The following is a 21,602-nucleotide window of genomic DNA, read 5'->3' as shown; positions in this document are numbered from 1 at the left end:
TCACCCGGGGACCCGGGTGAGAGGCGCGCGATTAGCCGAGGATTTTTTCCAGCTCTGCACGTACGTCAGCCACGGCTTTGGTGCCGTCGACTTTGGCGTATTTGGTGTTACCCGCCTGCGCTTCTTTGGTGTAGTAGCCGATCAGCGGCGCGGTCATCTGATGGTATTCCACCAGGCGTTTACGCACGGTCTCTTCCTGATCGTCTTTACGGGTGGTCAGCTCTTCGCCGGTCACGTCGTCTTTACCTTCAACCTTAGGCGGATTGAATTTGATGTGGTAAACGCGGCCAGAAGCAGCGTGTACGCGACGGCCAACGATACGGTCAACGATCAGCTCGTCCGGTACGTCGAACTCGAGAACGTAGTCCACGTTGATGCCCGCTTCTTTCATGGCGTCAGCCTGAGGAATGGTGCGTGGGAAGCCGTCCAGCAGGAAACCGTTACGGCAATCTTCCTGTGCAATGCGCTCTTTGACCAGCGCAATAACCAGCTCGTCGGTTACCAGCTTGCCTGCGTCCATGATGTCTTTCGCTTGTTTACCCAGCTCGGAGCCAGATTTTACAGCGGCGCGCAGCATGTCACCGGTGGAGATTTGCGGAATACCGTATTTCTCCATGATGAACTGAGCCTGAGTTCCTTTACCCGCGCCCGGAGCGCCAAGCAGAATAATACGCATTGCGAAAATCCCCTCAAATGTCGTTTCAATTTTTCAAAAGCGCTAAACAATACCACCAGAACGGACATCGCTCAAGGAAGGCGGGAAGGCTGAAACGGTTAACGGGGGGAGATAATTTGGGTGAGTGCGGTCTGGAGCCCTCACCCCGGCCCTCTCCCACGGGGAGAGGGAGAAGACCAGGGGAGGCGTGGTCAGTTACGCCAGAAGCAGCGCATTCACACGTTTAATGAACAGGTTAGGGTCTTCCAGCGTGCCGCGCTCGGCCAGCAGGGACTGATCCAGCAGCAGCTCAACCCACTCGGCAAAACGTGCTTCGTCCAGGGTATCCGCCGCGCGTTTCACCAGCGGATGATCCGGATTAAGCTCAAAGATATATTTCACTTCCGGCACCGCCTGGCCCGCCGCAGCGAACAGCTTCGCCATCTGAGTGCTCATTTCGTCGGCATCGGTCGTGACAATGGCCGGGGTATCGGTCAGACGGTGAGTGAAACGTACCTCTTTCACACGGTCACCCAGCAGGGTTTTCACGCGCTCAACGAACGGCTCCAGCGCCTTCTCGGCTTCTTTCGCGCTTTCATCTACCTCATCCGCCAGCTTGTCGATGGACTCATCGGCTTTTGCAACCGACTGGAACGCTTTACCGTCGAACTCGGTCAGGTAGTTCATCATCCACTCGTCGATGCGGTCAGACAGCAGCAGCACTTCGATGCCTTTCTTGCGCAACAGCTCCAGGTGCGGGCTGCTCTTCGCCGCCGCGTAGCTGTCGGCGGTGATGTAGTAGATCTTCTCCTGCCCTTCTTTCATGCGGGAGACATACTCTTCCAGCGACACGGTCTGCGCGGAGGAGTCGGTGTGCGTGGAGGCGAAGCGCAGCAGCTTAGCAATGGTTTCAACGTTTGCGGTGTCTTCTGCCGGGCCTTCCTTCAGCACCAGGCCAAACTGTTTCCAGAAGGTCTGGTATTTTTCCGCATCGTCTTTCGCCAGTTTTTCCAGCATCTGTAGCGCACGTTTGGTCAGGGCGTTGCGCAAGTTACGGGTGACGGTGCTGTCCTGCAGGATCTCGCGGGAGACGTTGAGCGGCAGATCGTTAGAATCGATCAGGCCGCGCACGAAGCGCAGGTAGTTCGGCATGAACTGCTCGGCGTCGTCCATGATGAAGACGCGCTGCACGTACAGCTTCAGGCCGTGCTTGTGATCGCGGTTCCACATATCCCATGGGGCCTGCGCCGGGATGTACAGCAGGCTGGTGTACTCCTGCTTCCCTTCCACCCGGTTGTGGCTCCAGGTCAGCGGGTCGGTAAAGTCGTGGGCGATGTGCTTGTAGAACTCGTTATATTCGTCGTCTTTAATTTCAGACTTGTTGCGCGTCCACAGCGCCTGCGCCTTGTTGATTTTCTCCCAGGAGACCACGGTTTCGCCGTCTTTCTCTTCCTGTTTTTCAATCTCAACCGGCAGAGCGATGTGATCGGAATATTTGCTGATGATGGAGCGTACGCGCCAGTCGTTCAGGAAATCATCTTCCCCTTCACGCAGGTGCAGGGTGATTTCAGTCCCGCGGTCTGCTTTGGTGATGTCGTCAACGGTGTACTCACCTTCGCCTTTGGATTCCCAGAGCACGCCGTTCTCCGCGCAGTCGCCCGCCGCACGAGTACGCACGGTGACTTTGTCCGCCACGATGAACGCTGAGTAGAAGCCCACGCCGAACTGACCGATCAGCTGGCTGTCTTTCGCCTGGTCAGAGCCCATGGACTCAAGGAACGCTTTAGTGCCGGATTTGGCGATGGTGCCGAGGTGGTCGATCACCTCGTCGCGGTTCATCCCAATGCCGTTATCAGCGATGGTCAGGGTGCGGTTCTCTTTATTGAAAGAGACGCGCACGCGCAGCTCGCCGTCGCCTTCATACAGATCCGGGTTAGACAGCGCGCGGAAGCGCAGCTTGTCCGCCGCATCGGAGGCGTTGGAAATCAGCTCACGCAGGAAGATTTCTTTGTTGGAATACAGGGAATGGATCATCAGGTGCAGAAGCTGTTTTACTTCTGACTGGAAACCACGGGTTTCTTGTCCTTTCATCTAAGTCGACCTCAACAATGCCATTTAATGGGGTTGTAAAACGTTGAGTGAGAGATGGGGATAAGGGAGAGAAATTTCAAGCGGAGGCCGCGAACGCAGCCTCCGTTTGGTCAGAAAATAATCTTGTGACGCCCGGCCAGAGAGTGCGACAGCGTGGTGCCGTCCACCATCTCCAGCTCACCACCCACCGGCACGCCGTGGGCGATGCGGCTGGCGTCAACGCCGTACTGTGAGCACAGCTCGGCGATGTAGTTGGCGGTTGCTTCCCCTTCCACCGTTGGGTTGGTGGCGAGGATCACCTCTTTAATCGTTTCGGACTCAAGACGCTGTTCAAGGCGGTCAAGACCGATATCGTCCGGGCCGATACCGTCCAGCGGGGAGAGATGCCCCATCAGCACGAAATAGCGGCCGGAAAACTGCCCGGTTTGTTCGATGGCGTAGATGTCCGCCGGACTCTCCACCACGCAAATCTGACCGTTCTCCTGACGACGCGGATTCGAGCAGATGTTACACACATCCTGCTCGGTAAAGGTGCGGCAATCCGCACAGTGACCAATTTCTGACATCGCGCGGGTCAGAGCCTGCGCCAGGCGCATCCCGCCGCTGCGATCGCGCTGCAAAAGCGTGAACGCCATGCGCTGCGCCGACTTCGGGCCAACGCCCGGCAGGCAGCGCAGTGCTTCCATTAACTGCGTGAGCAGCGGACTGGTTTGCATCAGAATGGCATCTTAAAGCCCGGCGGCAGCTGCATACCGCTGGAAACAGAGGCCATTTTCTCTTTCTGGGTTTCGTCGATACGGCGCGCAGCATCGTTAAACGCGGCAGCAACCAGATCTTCCAGCATCTCTTTGTCGTCTTCGAGCAGGCTTGGGTCGATTTCAACGCGACGGCAGTTATGCGCACCGTTGATGGTCACCTTGACCAGACCGGCACCGGATTCACCCGTGACTTCCATCTGAGCGATCTCTTCCTGCATCTTCTGCATTTTTTCCTGCATCTGCTGAGCCTGCTTCATCAGGCCACCCAGACCGCCTTTTCCACCAAACATAGGCTTCTCTCTTCTTTCACGTTTAAGGATTACAACCGTAAGTCAGACTCACGATCAAATGGGGCGAATACTCTCTTCATCCAGATCGGCGTCGAAGAACCGGCGCAGGGTCTGAATGTTGTTATCCGCAATAATCGCCTCGCGCGCCTGCGCGAGTTTCTCTTCATAAATGGCCTGGCGCCACTCAAGCGGCGTTTTCACTGCCGGATTATCATCTTCAATGATAGTCAATTCAACCGGCGCACCCTGTAATGTGGCGAGCGCCTCGGCCAGCGCCTTCTGCGCGCCTGGCGAATTCAGGTGTCGCTGACCAGGACGCAGGTGTAAACGCACCTGATTACCGTCCTGCTCTTTCCAGGCGTTCAGCGCAACCTGCTCGACCAGCTTCGGCAGCTGGAGTTTGCTGACCTCAGCGGCCCAGGCATCGCGGGCAATAGATTCTTCTGCGAGCTTCGCGGAAAGCTCCGGCGTTTTCTCATGCTCCAGCGCCTTTTTCAGCGCTTTCGGCGTAGCGACCTCTTCCTTTACCGTTTCGACAACGGTGGTCGCCTTCCAGCGGTATGCCTCTTCTTTCGCCGGGGCTTTCTGCTCGAGCGCGGACGGTGCCGGGCGCGACTGTACGCGCTCCGTTACCGAGGCCAGTCGTTCAAGCGCGGCGTTGTTCACCGGCCGCGCTCTTCCTGGCGCTGCCGGTTCACTCTTTTTTGGTTTGGTTACTCCCTGCGCACGCTGCAGCTGACTGCGAGCGGCAAGCACCGAACTGGTGGCATCCGACAGCGGCACGTTTTGCGGCGGCGGTGTCGGCTGCGGTGGCACCTGCTGAGGTGACATCACCGCCGTTGGGGCGACCGGGGCAAAAGACTGCCGCGGCGCTTCCGGCTCCGGCAGCGGCATGCGCGGGTGGAACGCCAGCGCGCGCAGCAGCGTCATTTCTACGCCCATCCTGGGATCCGGCGCGAACGGCAGCTCTTTACGGCCAATCAGCAGGGTTTGGTAATAAAGCTGTACATCGGCAGGCGGCACGGTGCGGGCAAGTTCGCGCATCCGCTGTTCAATGGCGGCCATATCTGCGCCAATTGCCGACGGAGAAAGCTGCAGCATCGCCACGCGGTGCAGCAGGCTGAGCATCTCAACCAGCAGCGCTTCCCATTCAATCCCCCGGCCAGCAGCAGCATTGACCAGCGTCATGACGCGCTCACCGTTGGCGGCAATCATCGCTTCGATGAGTGAAAGCGCCTGATCGTCATCCAGCGTACCGAGCATGGTGCTGACTGCTTCGGTAGAGAGCTTACCGTCACCGCTGGCAATCGCCTGGTCGGTCAGGCTTAACGCATCACGCAGGCTGCCGCCCGCTGCACGCGCCAGCAGTTGCAGGGCGCGCGGCTCGTGGACGATCTTCTCTTCGTCGAGAATGTGTTCGAGCTGGGCGCGGATCTGTTCTACGTCCAGGGCCTTCAGGTGGAACTGCAGGCAGCGGGACAGAATGGTGACCGGCAGCTTTTGCGGATCGGTCGTCGCCAGCAGGAATTTCACGTGCGCGGGCGGCTCTTCCAGCGTTTTCAGCAGGGCGTTAAAGCTGTGGCGCGACAGCATGTGCACTTCATCGATCAGGTAGACCTTGAAGCGACCGCGCGCCGGGGCGTACTGTACGTTGTCCAGCAGATCGCGGGTATCTTCGACTTTCGTGCGCGAGGCGGCGTCGATCTCGATCAGATCGACAAAACGCCCCTGCTCGATCTCCCGGCAGTTATCACACACGCCGCACGGCGTGGCGGTGATCCCGGTTTCGCAGTTGAGACCTTTCGCCAGCAAACGGGCAATTGAGGTCTTACCGACGCCGCGGGTGCCGGAGAAAAGATAGGCGTGATGGATGCGACCTAGCGACAAGCCGTTCGCCAGGGCCGTCAGCACATGCTCCTGACCGACAACGTCAGCAAAGGTTTGTGGTCGCCATTTACGGGCTAACACCTGATAACTCATGGGCAGGCTCTGCAACGCTGGAAGGTGAATTTATGGAGGGGAATGCTATCACAACCTCACCCATTGAGCGAGGTTGTGAAAACCGGGATTAATGACCCGGGAATGGCACCAGGCTGTAGCTGGTAATGCCCTGTTTTTCCAGGCGCTGTTCGCCGCCGAGATCGAACAGGTTAATGATGAACGCCGCGTCGGTCACTTCGCCACCCAGACGACGGATCAGCTTCACGGTCGCTTCGATGGTGCCGCCGGTCGCCAGCAGATCGTCCACCACCAGCACTTTGTCGCCAGGCTTGATCGCATCAACGTGGATTTCCAGCTGATCGGTGCCGTACTCCAGCTCGTAGCTCTCTGCGATGGTTTCACGCGGCAGTTTGCGCGGTTTACGCACCGGCACAAAACCCACGCCCATTGCCAGCGCAACCGGTGCGCCAAACAGGAAGCCACGGGCTTCGGTACCTACTACTTTGGTGATCCCGGCGTTTTTATAACGCTCGACCAGCAGTTCAATGCTGAGCGCGTACGCTTTCGGGTCTTCCAGCAAGCTGGTGACATCACGGAAAAGAATGCCAGGTTTTGGATAGTCCTGGATGCTTTTGATGCTGTTTTTCAGATATTCAAGCTGCTGTGCAGTTGCGGTCATCGGTTTGTGCCTAAATGAAACAGTGTTACTCACGACGCGCAACGGAGTGGGTAAAGGTAACAATCGTTTAACCTTTAACCAGGCGCGCCTGTGCTCGAAAACGGTCGAATTTACTGGCTGTACGCAATAATTGCAACAGCCATTATGAGGCTTCAGTGCTTTTGTTGCTTTTCATCAACCACGGGGATCCGCCACATGAAGATAAGCAGGCAGGTCAGAATGATCAGCAGCAGGATCCGCACCCACATCATTTTCACCAGCCATAATGAAATAGCAAAGGTAATGAGGATCACCGCAATCGCGCGCGGCTTCGCGCCGGGCGGCATGGCACGGTGTTTTTGCCAGTGGCGCAGGTAGCCACCAAACCATGAGCGATAAAGCAGCCAGTGGTGAAAACGCGGCGACGAGCGGGCGAAGCACCAGGCTGCCAGCAGGATAAACGGCGTGGTGGGCAGTAAGGGTAAAACCACACCCAGTGTACCCAGCACTACCGCGAGCCAGCCAATGATGATTAAAATAGTACGCTGCATAATGCGAATCGTTATCAAACTGAACGGCTACTTTACCACTGGAGAGCGTTTTGAAAACAGCCTTGCTTCTGGAGACGCTGCAAAAACAGTTGACCACCCTGCGAGCAGAGGCCACCCCTCTGCTGGGGCACGCCACGCTGAAGCCGCGCTTTGATCGGCAGCTTTTTCGTACCCGCAGTACGGTCATTCAGGATTACCTGGCTGAGGCGCAGACCCACCTTGACGAGCTTTGCCATGCGGTTGAAAGTGAACAGCAGGAACAGGTGGCGTGGCTTGCAGAGCATCTCACTGAGCAAATCACCGCCCTGCATCGCGAAATTGCCGCCTGGCCGCTACGCGCCTGGGACAGCGGCTCGCCCGGACTCGGCAAATGGCAGCGCAAGCGGCTGGAGAATCAGGAGTTTGAACGCCGACTGTTTGAGATGAAACGTGAGCGCGAAGTGCGGCTGAATAACAGCGAAACGCTGGAAGAACAACAATTATTGATGCGCGAGATTAGCGCCCTGGAAGGCCGCATTGTGCGCTGCCGTCAGGCGCTGGATGAGATTGAACGCGTCATTGAACGTTTGACCCGCTAACAGGAGCCACACCCATGTCACTGGAAAATGCACCCGATGAGGTCAAGCTGGCCGTCGATTTAATTATGCTGCTGGAGAATCATGATATTCCCGCCGAAACGGTGCTGAAAGCGCTGGAGATTGTGCAGCGGGATTTCGAAGGAAAGGTGAAGGCCAGTAGCCCTCACCCTAACCCTCTCCCACAGGGAGAGGGAAAATAGATTAAGCCGGAGTGGGATCGTCACCTTTAATGTCGCGCTTCACTTCCGTATGCTCATCACCTTTTTCGTTACGCAGGTGAACTTCAAGCTGGTTGAAGGCGATATTAATATCGTTTTCACGGCACAGGCGATCGATAGACCGGTTAAGCTCATCTACCGTGTAGCTACGGTCACGCAGTTCACGCACGTATAAACGCAGTTCATGATCCAGCGTGCTTGGCCCGAAGGTGGTGAAGAACACCGCCGGAGCCGGATCGTGCATCACTTTCGGATGTTCTGAGGCTGCCTTCAGCAGCACCTCTTTCACCTTCTCCAGATCCGATCCATAGGCTACGCCCAGGCGGATCACCACGCGCGTCACCGTATCAGAGAGCGACCAGTTGATCAGACGCTCGGTCACGAACGCCTTGTTCGGGATGATCACCTCTTTGCGATCGAAATCGGTAATCGTGGTGGCACGAATGCGGATCTTGCTGACCGTACCGGAGAACGTCCCGATGGTGACGGTATCGCCAATTCGCACCGGACGTTCGAACAGGATGATCAGACCGGAGACAAAGTTACCGAAGATCTCCTGCAGGCCAAAACCCAGACCTACCGAGAGGGCGGCCGCCAGCCACTGGAGTTTATCCCACGAGACGCCCAGCGAGCCGAATACCGTCATCGCCCCGACAATAATAATGACGTAGTTCAGGATCGTAGTGATAGCGTACGACGCCCCCTGACGCAGGTTCAGCCGCGAGAGGACCAGCACTTCCAGCAGACCCGGCAGGTTGCGAATCAGCGCCCAGGCTACCACCGACGACACCAGCGCAAACAGCAGGCTGCCCATGGTGACGCTTTTCATCACCGCGGCGCCAGCTTCGGTGCCGTTGTACTGCCAGAGGGTGATGCTGTCGAGGTAGGCGAAAACGGTAATTAAATCAGACCAGATAGCCCAGAACATCACCGCAAACAGCGCGATCATCACCAGCATAGTGATACGCAGCGTCTGCTGGTTGACCTGCTCCAGCGCGATGGTCGGTTCTTCCTGTGGCTCCGCCCCTTCGGCGCCCTCTTTCACCTGATGCTGACGACGCGCGATGGCACGACGGTAAGCAATACGGCGAGCCGCGACGCTTAACCCGCGCAGTACGGTTTGATAGAGCAGATTCCAGACGATCACCAGATAGACCGTTTCGATCCAGCGCCCGGACAGACGCAGCGTGGTATAGAAGTAGCCCGTCGCCGTGAGCACCATCAGCGCCAGCGGAATGATCGCCAGTACCGTCACGGTGGCCAGACGAATATTGTGGGACTCTTTATCACGCCAGCTATCGCGGCACATCGGCCACATGAGGATGGCAATCAGCAGCAGGTTCAGCATAATGACCAGCTGACCCAGCACATCATCCATCAGATGCAGCGGAGACAGTTCAGAAACAACCGACCAGAAGTGAAGCGGCAGCAGCGCCAGGCTGACACGTACAATCTGACGACGCCAGTGGCTGGTCAGTTGGGCAGGCATGTTGAAATGACGGACCGCAACGCCGTCTTTTTCCAGGACCTTCCAGCACAGGCCAAACACCAGCCAGAACAGCGCCAGTTTTTTGCTGAATGCCCACAGCAGATCGCTGACGTTAAGCTGCATGGTGAGCAGAATCAGGCCTACCGCCAGAATAATCAGGCACACCGGCAGAGCGCGAATAAGGTCGATCAGAATCGCTTTTGGCGTATGGAGCTGGCTGTCGTTGCGCAGTTGCCCCACTTCCGAGGCCAGCTTCGCCTGGTACTGTTTAAGCCATTTCAAACGCCAGCGAATCAGACCGGCAATCAGCAGCAGGGGTAATCCTGCCAGGAAAGCAATCATTACCGCAGGCCAGGCTTTCTCCCAGTTCACGGTGATTTTCATGCTCTTGATCTGCGTTTTCAGCTGTTCAGGGAAGGACTTCACCCAGTCCCAGTCCATCGGCTTGTTGCTGTTCACCCAGAAAATTTGCTGCGTCAAAATCTCCTGCAGGCTTTTGGAAACGCTGACCAGCTGCTGCTGGTTGATCTGCAGGTTGATGGCCATCATCAGCTGGTTGCCCAGCTGTTTGTTGAGCTGATCCAATAGCTCACGGCGCATATCGACGACCTGGAGCAGCGCGTCATGCACTTCCGGATTCACGTCGCTGGAATGACCCTCTTCAATTTTGGCGACGAAGTTATCGCTCTGGAAAAGGGCATCACGCTGCTGATTCACGTCAAATTGTTCCAGACGCAAATCCGCAATGCGGTTAGTCATGTCTTCCAGCTCGTCGGCGGACGGCAGCGTCTGCTGCTGCTGGTAGAGAATACGCGACAGCAGGAGGCTACCTTTCAGGACCGCGATCTGTTCTTTGATGTTGCGTTCCGCCTGCAGCGCCCGATCCAGCCAGTTTTTCACTTTAATGTTTTGCTGAACCAGCGAGTTGCCGTTTTCCGTCGCCAGAATCAGACGCTGACTCAGCTGATGGTTAGCCTCAAGCTCCTGTTTCACCAGCGGGTTGGCCTGAATACGGGCTGTTTCGTCCGGCGATACCGCCTCCTGGGCCGTTTTTTCCGTCAGGGTCAGACGCTTACTGTTTACCGCTTCCTGCAGCAGCTGAAGCTGGTGTTCCAGACGATTAATATTCGCCGTGACGTAATCACGCTGTTTCTGGAGCGTGTCCTGCAGCACCGTATTCCCTTCCAGGCTTTTACGCTGCTGTTCAATTTGCGCATTGAGTAATGACTGCTGAACCAGCAGCAGAGTTTGCTGAGTTGGGCGAAGCGTACCTTCCCCCACCGTCGTACCGTTCAGGCGGTTGCGGATCTGCTGCAGCTGCTGAGACGCGGTATACATCGCATTTTGCACGCGCTCGGGCTGGGTTTGCAGAGAGACGAGCTGACTGTTGTAGGTCGCGAGGTCGGACTGCGCGGTTTGCAGATCGTCGAGCAGTTGGGCAACGCGCGACTCCAGCTGACGCAAAGAAAGCGTGGCGAGCGTCTTACGCGTTTCGTCGTCGTTATCGACGTCACTCAGCGCATTCAGCGCTTCCGTGGCCTTGCGCATGTTCTCAGGCGCCTGCGCCACCTTCTGACGAAGCTGGGTGGTTTCTGCTTTAACGCGCTCAATTTTATCAATGTTTTCCAGCGTCTCTGTCAGATCCTGCTGGGTGAGTTTCTCCTGCGGAGAGAGCTCTTTTTGTTTGTTCAGGGTGTCGAGTTGCGACTGAATATCACTGCGTGAGGGGATATCCGTACTGTTATCTGCGCGGGCCCACGAAAGCGGTCCGGTGGAGAAGAAAAACAGCATAGCAAAGAGCAATGCAAAAACAGGATGTTGCGAGCGATTGATGGGCAGCATAGTTGTGAATGATGTCAGCAGATGACCGATAATAGTCCGGCGTGAAGAATATCACGCTCGTCTGAAGCAGAATAGCGTGAACGTTATCCTCTAAGATAAATCCTGGAATGGCTCAGGCGGGTAACGAAGGGGCATCGCTGCGCAGCGTCGGGCAGAACTGACACATTTCCAGTAAAATCGCGACGTAGCTGCGTGCTTCCTGCTTGAGGTCAAAGGAGTCCGGCGCAAAAAGCCAGTTTTCCATCAGGCCCGAAATATAGCTGCGCATCAGGATAGCCGCCCGACGAGTCAGTAAATTAGCCGGTAACAGCTTCGCCTGCATACACTGGGTGAGCGTTTGTTCAATGCGGTCATAACTCTCCAGGCACAAACTACGCTGCGCCTGCTGCACCACCGCCATCTCGCCCACGAACTCGCATTTATGAAAAATTATTTCCATCATTAATCTGCGACGTTCTTCAACTACCGTAGCTTCAAGGATATATACTAATATCTCTCTTAATACTGAGAGTGGATCGTCAGGGAATTTTGCCCGATACTCACTCTCAAGATCGCTAATGCTGGACTCTGAAAGCTCCCAGATTTCACTGAACAGATCTGACTTATCTTTAAAATGCCAGTAAATCGCACCCCGAGTCACGCCAGCAGCCTGAGCAATTTGTGCCAACGAGGTTGATGAAACACCCTGCTGAGAGAACAAACGTATTGCCACATCAAGGATATGTTGTCGGGTTTCCAGCGCTTGTTGTTTAGTTTTTCGTGCCATAGGTGAGTGAATTTACAGGAGTCAGATTTACATACATTTGTGAATGTATGTACCATAGCATGACGATAATATAAACGCAGCAATGGGTTTTTGGACTCAGGACCATTGATCAATTTGAAATCGGACACTCGAGGTTTACATATGAACAAAAACAGAGGGTTAACGCCTCTGGCGGTCGTTCTGATGCTCTCAGGCAGCTTAGCGCTAACAGGATGTGACGACAAACCAGCTCAACAAGGAGCTCAGCAGGCGCCAGAAGTCGGCGTAGTGACACTCAAATCTGAACCTCTGCAGATCACCACCGAATTACCTGGCCGTACCAATGCCTATCGCATTGCGGAAGTTCGCCCTCAGGTGAGTGGCATTATCCTGAAACGTAACTTTACCGAAGGCGGTGATGTGAAAGCCGGTGAGTCTCTGTATCAGATTGATCCCGCGACCTATCAGGCCTCTTATGAAAGCGCCAAAGGCGACCTGGCAAAAGCGCAAGCCGCCGCCAAAATCGCCCAGCTGACGCTGAACCGTTATCAAAAACTGCTCGGTACGAAGTACATCAGTCAACAGGATTATGATACCGCTCTGGCCGATGCCCAGCAGGCTAACGCCGCCGTGGTGGCCGCCAAAGCGGCCGTCGAAACCGCACGTATTAATCTGGCCTATACCAAAGTGACCTCCCCTATCAGCGGTCGTATTGGTAAATCTTCCGTCACGGAAGGGGCGCTGGTACAGAACGGACAAACCACTGCGCTGGCTACCGTGCAGCAGCTTGATCCGATCTACGTTGACGTAACCCAGTCCAGCAATGATTTCCTGCGCCTGAAACAGGAGCTGGCTAACGGCACCCTGAAACAGGAAAACGGCAAAGCCAAAGTGGAGCTAGTGACCAACGACGGTATCAAGTTCCCGCAGGAAGGGACTCTGGAGTTCTCCGATGTGACGGTCGACCAGACTACCGGTTCCATCACCTTACGGGCGATTTTCCCGAACCCTGACAAAAATCTGCTGCCAGGTATGTTCGTTCGCGCGCGTCTGGAAGAAGGCACCAATCCAACCGCACTTCTGGTTCCACAGCAGGGTGTGACCCGTACGCCACGTGGCGATGCGAGCGCGCTGGTTGTCGGGGCGGATGACAAAGTCGAAATGCGCAACATTACCGCCACTCAGGCGATTGGCGATAAATGGCTGGTGACGGAAGGTCTGAAAGATGGCGATCGCGTGATTGTTACTGGTTTGCAAAAAGTTCGTCCTGGTGCGCAGGTCAAAGCACAGGAAGTGAAATCTGACGATAAACAATCTGCTTCGGCCGCTGACCAGTCAGAAAAAACCAAGTCTTAACTTAAACAGGAGCCGTTAAGACATGCCTAATTTCTTTATCGATCGCCCCATATTTGCGTGGGTGATCGCCATTATCATCATGTTGGCCGGGGGACTTGCGATCCTGAAGCTGCCTGTCGCGCAATATCCAACGATTGCGCCACCGGCGGTGACAATTTCCGCAACCTACCCGGGCGCTGATGCGAAAACGGTGCAGGACACCGTCACCCAGGTTATCGAACAGAACATGAACGGTATCGATAACCTGATGTACATGTCATCAAACAGTGACTCAACCGGTACAGTACAGATCACCCTGACCTTCGAGTCAGGTACCGATGCTGACATCGCGCAGGTTCAGGTGCAGAACAAACTGCAGCTGGCAATGCCGTTGCTGCCGCAGGAAGTACAACAGCAGGGCGTGAGCGTCGAGAAATCGTCCAGTAGCTTCCTGATGGTTGTTGGCGTTATCAACACCAACGGCACCATGACGCAGGAGGATATTTCCGACTACGTGGGCGCCAACATGAAGGATGCCATCAGCCGTACTTCCGGTGTGGGTGACGTTCAGCTGTTCGGTTCTCAGTACGCGATGCGTATCTGGATGGATCCGAACAAACTGAACAACTTCCAGCTGACGCCGGTTGACGTGATTAACGCGATTAAAGCGCAGAACGCCCAGGTGGCAGCCGGTCAGTTAGGCGGTACACCACCTGTGAAAGGCCAGCAGCTTAACGCGTCCATTATCGCGCAAACCCGTCTGACCTCCGCCGATGAGTTCAGCAAAATCCTGCTGAAAGTGAATCAGGACGGTTCGCAGGTTCGCCTGCGCGACGTAGCGAAAGTGGAGCTGGGTGGCGAAAACTACGACATCATTGCGAAGTTTAACGGTAAACCGGCTTCCGGTCTGGGTATTAAACTGGCGACCGGCGCTAACGCCCTGGACACCGCCACGGCGATCCGCGCAGAGTTGAAGAAGATGGAACCGTTCTTCCCGTCAGGTCTGAAAATCGTCTACCCGTACGACACGACGCCGTTCGTAAAAATTTCGATTCATGAAGTGGTTAAAACGCTGGTAGAAGCGATTATCCTGGTCTTCCTGGTGATGTATCTGTTCCTGCAAAACTTCCGCGCGACGCTGATCCCAACCATCGCCGTGCCGGTCGTTCTGCTGGGGACCTTTGCCATCCTTGCGGCCTTTGGATTCTCGATAAATACCCTGACGATGTTCGGGATGGTGCTTGCCATCGGCCTGTTGGTGGATGACGCCATCGTAGTGGTAGAGAACGTCGAGCGTGTCATGGCGGAAGAGGGTTTACCGCCGAAGGAAGCAACCCGTAAATCCATGGGCCAGATCCAGGGCGCGCTGGTCGGTATCGCGATGGTACTGTCGGCGGTATTTATCCCGATGGCCTTCTTCGGCGGCTCTACCGGTGCGATTTACCGCCAGTTCTCGATTACCATCGTTTCCGCGATGGCGCTGTCGGTACTGGTCGCATTGATCCTGACGCCTGCGCTGTGTGCCACCATGCTGAAGCCCATTCAGAAAGGCGGTCATGGCGAGCATAAAGGGTTCTTCGGCTGGTTTAACCGCATGTTTGACAAGAGCACGCACCACTACACCGACAGCGTGGGCAACATCCTGCGTAGCACCGGTCGTTATCTGCTGCTCTATATCATCATTGTCGTCGGCATGGCCTATCTGTTCGTTCGTCTGCCAAGCTCGTTCCTGCCTGATGAAGACCAGGGCGTGTTCCTGACGATGGCGCAGCTTCCGGCGGGTGCATCGCAGGAGCGTACCCAGAAAGTGCTGGATGAAGTGACGGACTACTACCTCACCAAAGAGAAAGCGAACGTTGAGTCCGTGTTTGCGGTTAACGGCTTTGGCTTTGCGGGTCGTGGTCAGAACACCGGTATCGCCTTCGTCTCTCTGAAAGACTGGGCGGATCGTCCGGGCGAAGAGAACAAAGTTGAGGCCATCACTGGCCGTGCAATGGGGACCTTCTCGCAGATTAAGGATGCGATGGTCTTCGCCTTTAACCTGCCAGCGATTGTTGAACTGGGTACCGCGACCGGTTTCGACTTCCAGCTGATCGACCAGGGCGGTCTGGGTCACGAAAAACTGACGCAGGCACGTAACCAACTGTTCGGCGAGGTGGCGAAACACCCTGACCTGCTGGTTGGCGTGCGTCCAAACGGTCTGGAAGATACGCCGCAGTACAAGATCGATATCGACCAGGAGAAAGCACAGGCGCTGGGCGTGTCCATCAGCGACATCAATACCACACTGGGCGCGGCCTGGGGCGGTAGCTACGTGAACGACTTCATCGACCGTGGTCGTGTGAAGAAAGTGTACGTGATGTCAGAGGCGCAGTACCGTATGTTGCCGAACGATATTAACAACTGGTACGTTCGCGGCAGCAATGGTCAGATGGTTCCGTTCGCGGCGTTCTCAACGTCACGCTGGGAATATGGTTCACCACGTCTGGAACGTTACAACGGTCTGCCATCAATGGAGATCCTGGGTCAGGCCGCACCAGGCCGAAGCACCGGTGAAGCCATGAACCTGATGGAAGAGCTGGCGAGCAAATTGCCTTCGGGCATCGGCTATGACTGGACCGGTATGTCCTATCAGGAACGTCTGTCCGGTAACCAGGCCCCTGCCCTGTATGCCATTTCTTTGATTGTGGTATTCCTGTGTCTGGCGGCACTGTATGAGAGCTGGTCGATTCCGTTCTCCGTTATGCTGGTGGTTCCACTCGGGGTTATCGGTGCACTGCTGGCGGCTACGTTCCGTGGATTGACCAACGACGTGTACTTCCAGGTAGGCCTGCTGACAACTATTGGCTTGTCGGCGAAGAACGCGATACTTATCGTTGAATTCGCCAAAGACCTGATGGAGAAAGAAGGTAAAGGGCTTATCGAGGCGACGCTTGAAGCGGTACGTATGCGTCTGCGTCCTATTCTGATGACGTCACTGGCGTTTATCCTCGGCGTACTGCCGCTGGTTATCAGCTCTGGCGCGGGCTCCGGTGCGCAGAACGCGGTCGGTACTGGCGTGATGGGCGGTATGATCACCGCGACCGTGCTGGCTATCTTCTTCGTTCCGGTGTTCTTCGTGGTGGTTCGCCGCCGCTTCAGCCGCAAAAATGAAGATGTTGAGCACAGTCATTCGGTAGAACCGCACTGATACCGGTTTCACATCATAAAAAGGCCGCATTAGCGGCCTTTTTCATTTTAAGAAAAAATCATAAAATACGCTTATTGTGTTTTTATTTATTTTCTGCCAGCGTAACAGGACATATCATAAATAACGGATAACGTAATCCGAGAATACAGGATTTTTTTAAATTCATTTCTTCGGTCAGAGGGTTAGGAATATTCCTAATTAAAAGTTCGGAAAAACAGAACTCCGGATTTGAACTTTTTCTTCAGACGCAAACCTAAGCTAATGAAACGTAAGGAAGCTAACAAAACAAGCGTTAATCTGGATAAAAATGTTCCGTTCCGGATGAACATTTGCGTAGAGTCTCGCAGCCTGCGGTTTTATTTGTAATTTTTCGTAATAGCGCGGTGAAATCCAGACAGGAGTGGCTTATAGTTAGGTTATCAGGAACACAGCACTCATGTAGCTAAGTCAGTTGTATCCATCCCGACAATGATGTTCGGTGAGTAATAAATCACTCAGAAGGGGATGCGCTATGGACGAGTACTCGCCAAAACGGCATGATATCGCGCAGTTGAAATTTCTCTGCGAATCCTTGTACCATGACTGCCTTGCCAATCTTGATGAAAGTAACCATGGCTGGGTAAACGATCCAACGTCTGCCATCAATTTACAGTTGAACGAGCTTATCGAGCATATCGCTACCTTCGCACTTAATTATAAAATTAAGTACAATGAAGATAATAAGCTCATTGAGCAAATTGATGAATACCTGGACGACACCTTTATGTTGTTCAGTAGTTACGGCATTAACGCTCAGGATTTGCAAAAATGGCGCAAATCGGGAAACCGACTATTCCGCTGTTTCGTCAACGTGAGCAGAGCTAACCCCGTTAGCCTTTCCTGTTAAAATTATTACAATTACTAAGGTGAATTTATGTCTGAAAAACCACTCACAAAGGTCGATTATTTGATGCGCTTACGTCGTTGTCAGTCAATTGACACCCTCGAACGTGTCATTGAAAAGAATAAATACGAGCTTTCTGATAATGAACTGGCGGTATTTTATTCAGCTGCTGACCATCGCCTCGCTGAGCTAACGATGAATAAGTTATATGACAAAATCCCCACATCCGTGTGGAAATTTGTTCGTTGATCTTTGAAGTGTGTCTGTAGAGTTTCTACGCCACGTTCTAAGCTGTATTTACCTGTCCCGTTATGCTCCCTGTGCGAAAGCCAGGTCTCCGTGTTAAACGCGCTCATCAGCAACAATGTTGTGACTCTGCTCACATCGGCTTTTCGGGAACGTTCCCCTCCTGGCCAGTTGCGATTACCCTTCAGGAATCACATCCAGAGAGGTTTACGATGAGCATTGAAAAACAGAAGATGATTTCAGGTGAACATTACCGCCCGGGTGATGAGACACTACGAGCCGACAGACTGCGGGCACGCCATCTCATCCATCGCTATAACCACACTGCGCCTGATGAAAAAACAGAACGCCAGACCATTCTGGCGGAACTGCTGGGGCAAAGTGAAGGGGCTTATATTGAGCCGAGTTTCCGCTGCGACTATGGATATAACATTTATCCGGGCAAAAACTTTTACGCGAACTTCGATTGCGTGATGCTGGATGTGTGTCCTGTTCATATCGGCGATAACTGTATGCTCGCGCCGGGTGTTCATATTTATACAGCAACCCATCCCCTGGATGCGGAGGAACGTAATAGCGGCGTCGAGTTTGGTAAGCCCGTCACTATTGGCAATAATGTCTGGATTGGCGGACGGGCGGTCATTAACCCAGGCGTTACCCTGGGTGACAACGTGGTCGTCGCTTCCGGTGCCGTCGTGACGAAAGACGTCCCGTCTAATGTCGTCGTTGGGGGTAACCCGGCGAAGATCATCAAAACGCTGTAAGATCCCGGGGGAGTCAACTGTTATGGTCTTTTAGCGCCTGACTGTTACTTTTTTCAGCGGGATGGCTCCCCTAAAATTGGCAGACACCCTGTATTGTCTACACGCATAAAGGCAAAAAATGACCGAGATACAGCGCCTGCTTACCGCCACCATCGACGATCTTAACCTCCGCGAAAAGCGCGATAATCGCCCGCGCTTTAGCATCAGCTTTATCCGCAAACATCCCGGACTGTTTGTCGCAATGTATGCCGCCTGGCTGGCAACGCTTATTGTGATGCTGAAGTCCGAGACGCTGGTGGACTCCGTCTGGCTACTGGTTGTGTTATTTGTCGTCTTTAACGCTTTTTTCTTTTTCGACGTGAATCCCCGCTACCGTTACGAAGATATCGACGTGCTCGATTTCCGGGTCTGCTACAACGGTGAATGGTACAACACGCGTTTCGTGCCTGCGGAGCTTATCGAGAGCATCATGCACTCTCCGGCCGTTGAAACCGTGCAAAAAGAGAAGCTGCAAAAAATGGTTTCCACCAAAGGTCAGCTCTCTTTCTATGATGTCTTTACTCTTTCCCGCCCTGCTGCTGCGTAATTAACGCCTGCAGGCGTCGGATACCCGGCACAAACTGCGAAGCAGAGGTATTGCCATAGCCTAAAACCAGACCGGTTTGCCCCTGCTTCGCCTCCAGGTAGTACCCGCTCAGCGCAGCGGGTGCCAGCTGAAATGCCCTCGCCTTCTCCGCAAGCCTCTGGTCATCAATACCGTCAATCGTCACCGTCAGGTGCATCCCGCCCTCTCCGGCAAGAATACGGTGTGGGGTGTGAAGCGCTGTGCTCAGCGCCTCGCGCAGCTGGCGGTAACGTTTACGATAAAGCCGACGCATGGCAGTAAGATGACGGGCATAGTGACCTTCTTCAATGAACAGCGCGAGGGCGCGCTGCTCCGCACGATGCCCGCCGCGCAGCAGCGAGCCAATGGCAGCGCGCGACGCCTTCGCCAGTGCGGGCGGCAGCACCATAAACCCCATTCTGAGTGACGGAAACAACGTTTTGCTGAAGGTTCCGAGATACACAACAGGGGCGTTATTCACCATTCCCAGCATGGCCGGTACGGGCTCACCGGCATAACGGAACTCGCTGTCGTAATCATCTTCAATGATCCATGCGTTGTGCTGTCGGGCCAGCTCCAGCAACGCCAGCCGCCGCCGAGCGCTGAGCACGCTTCCGTAAGGGAACTGATGCGAGGGCGAAGTGAAAATCAGCGTGGGGGAAGGCGCATTCCGCCCTTCCCAGCACATTCCCTCATCATCCACCGGCATTCCCGTCATTGTCAGGCCGGTTTTGACAAAGGCACTTTTGGCCCCGGCGTAGCCGGGGTTTTCCACCCAGGCAACATCGCCAGGTTCGCTCAACAGTATCGTGCACAAATTAACCCCTTCAAGCGCCCCTTCGGTTATCACTATCTGGCTGGCGTCGCAGTCAATGCCCCGGGAAAGCGCGAGGTGGCGAGCAATCGCCGCACGAAGCGACGGCTCTCCGGCCGGATCGCCATACCCAAGCAGAGCGTTCCCCTCCTCGCGCAAGACGCGATCGTACAATCGCCGCCACAGCGGCAACGGGAAATAGTTGATGGCGGGCGTTCCCGGCGTAAATGCCATGACCGGAGTATCACGCTGCACCGGCGCAGGCAGATGAGTGACCCGTTTTGCCAGCACAACCTCAGGCGCCGGCAATGCCCGGACGCGTGCGCGATGCGCAAATTGAGCAACCTTTGTCCCCTGCCGGTTACGCAGCAAATAGCCTTCAAGCGTAAGCTGGTCCAGCGCCGCGTTAACGGTGTTCCGGGAAACCGCAAGCTGCTGCGCCAGCGTTCGCGAGCCGGATAGCTGGCTACCGGACTGAAGTTTCCCGCTGAGGATGGCCTCTCGCAAAGCCAGATAGAGCGCCCGCTGGAGTGTCTCGTCCCCACGCTTTTTCAGTGCAGCATGGAGCAAAGTATAAAATTCATCACCCGGTATATTCATCTCATCTCCTTGTGGTACCAACAAAACATAGCCAAGTGGTGCTTTTTAAGGAACCAGCAATTCACTAGTCTGAAGCTCTTTTCAACGTCACGGAAATGAAGATGAAGACATTCAATGAGTTTGGACAACCCGTGGGCGACGCCCTTATCGACTGGCAGCCTCGACCCCATCCGTCCCGGGTGGTACTGCAGGGGCGTTTTTGTCGGCTTGAACCGCTGCGCGTGGCGCATGCCGAGGCGCTCTTCTCCGCCTATTCCCTGGCCGAAGACACCCGTAGCTGGACGTGGCTGCTGCGCGAACCTGATGCCACGGCCGCTGAATATGCCAAATGGGTGGCGAGCGTGAGTGACTTATCTGACCCGATGCACTTTGCCGTCATTGATAATCAGACCCAGTCTCCGGTGGGAACGCTGGCCCTGATGCGGATCGATTCGAAAAACGGCGTCGTGGAGGTGGGTCACGTTCATTTCTCGCCCCTGTTGAGCCGCACGCCAATGTCGACAGAAGCGCAATACCTGCTGATGCGGTACGTGTTTGATACCCTGGGCTATCGGCGATACGAATGGAAGTGCAACAGCCTGAACGCACCTTCACGCAAAGCCGCACTGCGCCTGGGTTTTCAGTTTGAAGGGCGGTTTCGCCAGGCGCTGGTCATAAAAGGCCGTAACCGGGATACCGACTGGTTTTCGATTCTCGACAAAGAGTGGCCGGCGCTGGCGAGCGCCTTTGAAGGCTGGCTTGCCACCGACAATTTTACCGCCGATGGCAAACAGAAAAGATCCCTGGAAAGCTGGCGAGAAATACGCGCCTAGCGTCTTTTCTTACGCCCCTGAACCGCCTTAAAGCGCGGATTGGATTTGCAAATCACATATAAGCGTCCCTTGCGTTTGACTATCTGGCAATCCGGGTGACGCTGTTTTGCACTGCGCAATGAGTTAAGCACCTGCATCATTACCCCCGCTTCGCATTAAGAAAACCGCCAAAACGCTTACGGAAGCGCGCCGCGCTGCCATCTGTGGAGAACGTTTTTTGCTTACCGGTATAAAACGGGTGCGATTTCGAAGAAACCTCGATGGTGATGTATGGATACGTTTCACCGTCGAGTTCAATTTCGCGGTCAGTTTTAATGGTTGAGCCGACTTTAAAGTATTCATTGGCACTGGTGTCGTGGAATACCACAGTGCGATACGCTGGATGGATATCGGGTTTCATCATCAATCTCTCATGTTTTGTTATAACATAACAAAATAATATCCAGCCCTTGTTGAAAAAACAACCCCCCTTTTGCCACTGATATTTTACAGGTTTACCTGAGATAAAATAAAAACCAGGCCGCCCACGTGCTATAAC

At 54.8% G+C, this 21,602-nt stretch carries 21 protein-coding genes and 1 other annotated feature; of the genes, 9 read left to right on the top strand and 12 right to left on the bottom strand.

What is annotated here, in order from left to right:
• Positions 1-31: 31 nt before the first annotated feature.
• The 7 genes from adk to ACOTY9_RS17555 form a co-directional block, all read right to left on the bottom strand.
• Complete coding sequence (gene adk / locus ACOTY9_RS17585) at positions 32-676, bottom strand: adenylate kinase (RefSeq protein WP_006809841.1); 645 nt, start codon at positions 674-676, stop codon at positions 32-34.
• A gap of 195 nt (positions 677-871) precedes the next feature.
• On the bottom strand, positions 872-2,746 hold the full coding sequence (gene htpG, locus ACOTY9_RS17580; RefSeq protein ID WP_348565994.1) for a molecular chaperone HtpG: 1,875 nt from the start codon (positions 2,744-2,746) through the stop codon (positions 872-874).
• 110 nt (positions 2,747-2,856) lie between these two features.
• A complete protein-coding gene (recR, locus tag ACOTY9_RS17575) occupies positions 2,857-3,462 on the bottom strand; it encodes a recombination mediator RecR (protein ID WP_014882812.1) in 606 nt (201 codons plus the stop codon).
• A complete protein-coding gene (locus tag ACOTY9_RS17570) occupies positions 3,462-3,794 on the bottom strand; it encodes a YbaB/EbfC family nucleoid-associated protein (RefSeq protein WP_014882811.1) in 333 nt (110 codons plus the stop codon). The genes recR and ACOTY9_RS17570 overlap by 1 nt, the downstream gene beginning before the upstream one ends.
• 54 nt (positions 3,795-3,848) lie before the next feature.
• Positions 3,849-5,774, bottom strand: a complete 1,926-nt coding sequence (dnaX, locus tag ACOTY9_RS17565; protein ID WP_348565993.1) for a DNA polymerase III subunit gamma/tau — start codon at positions 5,772-5,774, stop codon at positions 3,849-3,851.
• Positions 4,455-4,519 (bottom strand) — a sequence feature (DnaX frameshifting element). Its footprint overlaps the gene before it by 65 nt.
• A gap of 88 nt (positions 5,775-5,862) precedes the next feature.
• Positions 5,863-6,414: an adenine phosphoribosyltransferase gene (gene apt, locus ACOTY9_RS17560; protein ID WP_000127359.1), complete on the bottom strand. Its 552-nt coding sequence runs from the start codon at positions 6,412-6,414 to the stop codon at positions 5,863-5,865.
• A gap of 152 nt (positions 6,415-6,566) precedes the next feature.
• Positions 6,567-6,944, bottom strand: coding sequence for a DUF454 family protein (locus ACOTY9_RS17555; RefSeq protein WP_023332251.1), 378 nt, complete (start codon positions 6,942-6,944; stop codon positions 6,567-6,569).
• Positions 6,945-6,994: 50 nt separating this feature from the next.
• On the opposite strand from ACOTY9_RS17555, the gene priC reads away from it, so the two are divergent.
• Together priC and rsmS are read left to right on the top strand one after the other, a co-directional pair.
• Entirely contained in the window at positions 6,995-7,522 is a 528-nt protein-coding gene (gene priC / locus ACOTY9_RS17550) for a primosomal replication protein N'' (protein ID WP_014882808.1), read from the top strand.
• A gap of 14 nt (positions 7,523-7,536) precedes the next feature.
• A complete protein-coding gene (gene rsmS, locus ACOTY9_RS17545) occupies positions 7,537-7,722 on the top strand; it encodes a pleiotropic regulatory protein RsmS (protein WP_023336826.1) in 186 nt (61 codons plus the stop codon).
• 1 nt (position 7,723) lies between these two features.
• On the opposite strand, the gene mscK is transcribed toward rsmS, so the two are convergent.
• The gene (gene mscK, locus ACOTY9_RS17540; protein ID WP_250127678.1) at positions 7,724-11,071 is read right to left on the bottom strand and encodes a mechanosensitive channel MscK; all 3,348 of its coding nucleotides are present in this window, start codon (positions 11,069-11,071) and stop codon (positions 7,724-7,726) included.
• A 112-nt stretch (positions 11,072-11,183) separates the two neighbouring features.
• Positions 11,184-11,837, bottom strand: a complete 654-nt coding sequence (gene acrR, locus ACOTY9_RS17535) for a multidrug efflux transporter transcriptional repressor AcrR (protein ID WP_014882805.1) — start codon at positions 11,835-11,837, stop codon at positions 11,184-11,186.
• 141 nt (positions 11,838-11,978) lie between these two features.
• Here acrR and acrA point away from each other — a divergent pair, with 141 nt between their 5' ends.
• From acrA to ACOTY9_RS17505, 6 genes are all read left to right on the top strand, one after another.
• Positions 11,979-13,172 carry a multidrug efflux RND transporter periplasmic adaptor subunit AcrA gene (gene acrA, locus ACOTY9_RS17530; protein ID WP_348565992.1) on the top strand — a complete coding sequence of 398 codons (1,194 nt, stop codon included), beginning with the start codon at positions 11,979-11,981 and terminating at the stop codon, positions 13,170-13,172.
• 22 nt (positions 13,173-13,194) lie between these two features.
• Positions 13,195-16,341, top strand: a complete 3,147-nt coding sequence (gene acrB / locus ACOTY9_RS17525; RefSeq protein ID WP_014882803.1) for a multidrug efflux RND transporter permease subunit AcrB — start codon at positions 13,195-13,197, stop codon at positions 16,339-16,341.
• Between the two features lie 511 nt (positions 16,342-16,852).
• Positions 16,853-17,227 (top strand): Hha toxicity modulator TomB, encoded by a 375-nt coding sequence (gene tomB / locus ACOTY9_RS17520; protein ID WP_008499288.1) that lies wholly within the window; start codon positions 16,853-16,855, stop codon positions 17,225-17,227.
• Positions 17,228-17,254: 27 nt separating this feature from the next.
• The gene (locus ACOTY9_RS17515) at positions 17,255-17,473 is read left to right on the top strand and encodes an HHA domain-containing protein (protein WP_014882802.1); all 219 of its coding nucleotides are present in this window, start codon (positions 17,255-17,257) and stop codon (positions 17,471-17,473) included.
• 209 nt (positions 17,474-17,682) lie between these two features.
• The gene (gene maa / locus ACOTY9_RS17510; protein ID WP_348565991.1) at positions 17,683-18,234 is read left to right on the top strand and encodes a maltose O-acetyltransferase; all 552 of its coding nucleotides are present in this window, start codon (positions 17,683-17,685) and stop codon (positions 18,232-18,234) included.
• Between the two features lie 118 nt (positions 18,235-18,352).
• Positions 18,353-18,820 carry a YlaC family protein gene (locus ACOTY9_RS17505; RefSeq protein WP_014882800.1) on the top strand — a complete coding sequence of 156 codons (468 nt, stop codon included), beginning with the start codon at positions 18,353-18,355 and terminating at the stop codon, positions 18,818-18,820.
• On the opposite strand, the gene ACOTY9_RS17500 is transcribed toward ACOTY9_RS17505, so the two are convergent.
• Positions 18,792-20,252 (bottom strand): PLP-dependent aminotransferase family protein, encoded by a 1,461-nt coding sequence (locus ACOTY9_RS17500; RefSeq protein ID WP_348565990.1) that lies wholly within the window; start codon positions 20,250-20,252, stop codon positions 18,792-18,794. The genes ACOTY9_RS17505 and ACOTY9_RS17500 overlap by 29 nt on opposite strands.
• A gap of 101 nt (positions 20,253-20,353) precedes the next feature.
• Between ACOTY9_RS17500 and ACOTY9_RS17495 the strand changes: the two genes are divergently transcribed.
• On the top strand, positions 20,354-21,064 hold the full coding sequence (locus ACOTY9_RS17495; RefSeq protein ID WP_348565989.1) for a GNAT family protein: 711 nt from the start codon (positions 20,354-20,356) through the stop codon (positions 21,062-21,064).
• Here ACOTY9_RS17495 and ykgO read toward each other — a convergent pair.
• Positions 21,061-21,201 (bottom strand): type B 50S ribosomal protein L36, encoded by a 141-nt coding sequence (ykgO, locus tag ACOTY9_RS17490; protein ID WP_003859006.1) that lies wholly within the window; start codon positions 21,199-21,201, stop codon positions 21,061-21,063. The two genes, ACOTY9_RS17495 and ykgO, sit on opposite strands and share 4 nt — an antisense overlap.
• Before the next feature lie 2 nt (positions 21,202-21,203).
• The gene (locus tag ACOTY9_RS17485; RefSeq protein ID WP_010428154.1) at positions 21,204-21,464 is read right to left on the bottom strand and encodes a type B 50S ribosomal protein L31; all 261 of its coding nucleotides are present in this window, start codon (positions 21,462-21,464) and stop codon (positions 21,204-21,206) included.
• Between the last annotated feature and the right edge of the window lie 138 nt (positions 21,465-21,602).

Source organism: Enterobacter cloacae complex sp. SHL012 (assembly GCF_049237505.1).
In the GTDB taxonomy this organism is placed as follows: Bacteria; Pseudomonadota; Gammaproteobacteria; order Enterobacterales; family Enterobacteriaceae; genus Enterobacter; species Enterobacter kobei.
This window is presented reverse-complemented; position numbering and strand designations above follow the sequence as displayed.

What these genes read in the sequence shown, in the direction of transcription:
- adk (WP_006809841.1), bottom strand. Translation starts at nt 676, where the DNA reads ATGCGTATTATTCTGCTTGGCGCTCCGGGCGCGGGTAAAGGAACTCAG.
- htpG (WP_348565994.1), bottom strand. Translation starts at nt 2,746, where the DNA reads ATGAAAGGACAAGAAACCCGTGGTTTCCAGTCAGAAGTAAAACAGCTT.
- recR (WP_014882812.1), bottom strand. Translation starts at nt 3,462, where the DNA reads ATGCAAACCAGTCCGCTGCTCACGCAGTTAATGGAAGCACTGCGCTGC.
- ACOTY9_RS17570 (WP_014882811.1), bottom strand. Translation starts at nt 3,794, where the DNA reads ATGTTTGGTGGAAAAGGCGGTCTGGGTGGCCTGATGAAGCAGGCTCAG.
- dnaX (WP_348565993.1), bottom strand. Translation starts at nt 5,774, where the DNA reads ATGAGTTATCAGGTGTTAGCCCGTAAATGGCGACCACAAACCTTTGCT.
- apt (WP_000127359.1), bottom strand. Translation starts at nt 6,414, where the DNA reads ATGACCGCAACTGCACAGCAGCTTGAATATCTGAAAAACAGCATCAAA.
- ACOTY9_RS17555 (WP_023332251.1), bottom strand. Translation starts at nt 6,944, where the DNA reads ATGCAGCGTACTATTTTAATCATCATTGGCTGGCTCGCGGTAGTGCTG.
- rsmS (WP_023336826.1), top strand. Translation starts at nt 7,537, where the DNA reads ATGTCACTGGAAAATGCACCCGATGAGGTCAAGCTGGCCGTCGATTTA.
- mscK (WP_250127678.1), bottom strand. Translation starts at nt 11,071, where the DNA reads ATGCTGCCCATCAATCGCTCGCAACATCCTGTTTTTGCATTGCTCTTT.
- acrR (WP_014882805.1), bottom strand. Translation starts at nt 11,837, where the DNA reads ATGGCACGAAAAACTAAACAACAAGCGCTGGAAACCCGACAACATATC.
- acrA (WP_348565992.1), top strand. Translation starts at nt 11,979, where the DNA reads ATGAACAAAAACAGAGGGTTAACGCCTCTGGCGGTCGTTCTGATGCTC.
- acrB (WP_014882803.1), top strand. Translation starts at nt 13,195, where the DNA reads ATGCCTAATTTCTTTATCGATCGCCCCATATTTGCGTGGGTGATCGCC.
- tomB (WP_008499288.1), top strand. Translation starts at nt 16,853, where the DNA reads ATGGACGAGTACTCGCCAAAACGGCATGATATCGCGCAGTTGAAATTT.
- ACOTY9_RS17515 (WP_014882802.1), top strand. Translation starts at nt 17,255, where the DNA reads ATGTCTGAAAAACCACTCACAAAGGTCGATTATTTGATGCGCTTACGT.
- maa (WP_348565991.1), top strand. Translation starts at nt 17,683, where the DNA reads ATGAGCATTGAAAAACAGAAGATGATTTCAGGTGAACATTACCGCCCG.
- ACOTY9_RS17505 (WP_014882800.1), top strand. Translation starts at nt 18,353, where the DNA reads ATGACCGAGATACAGCGCCTGCTTACCGCCACCATCGACGATCTTAAC.
- ACOTY9_RS17500 (WP_348565990.1), bottom strand. Translation starts at nt 20,252, where the DNA reads ATGAATATACCGGGTGATGAATTTTATACTTTGCTCCATGCTGCACTG.
- ACOTY9_RS17495 (WP_348565989.1), top strand. Translation starts at nt 20,354, where the DNA reads ATGAAGACATTCAATGAGTTTGGACAACCCGTGGGCGACGCCCTTATC.
- ykgO (WP_003859006.1), bottom strand. Translation starts at nt 21,201, where the DNA reads ATGCAGGTGCTTAACTCATTGCGCAGTGCAAAACAGCGTCACCCGGAT.
- ACOTY9_RS17485 (WP_010428154.1), bottom strand. Translation starts at nt 21,464, where the DNA reads ATGAAACCCGATATCCATCCAGCGTATCGCACTGTGGTATTCCACGAC.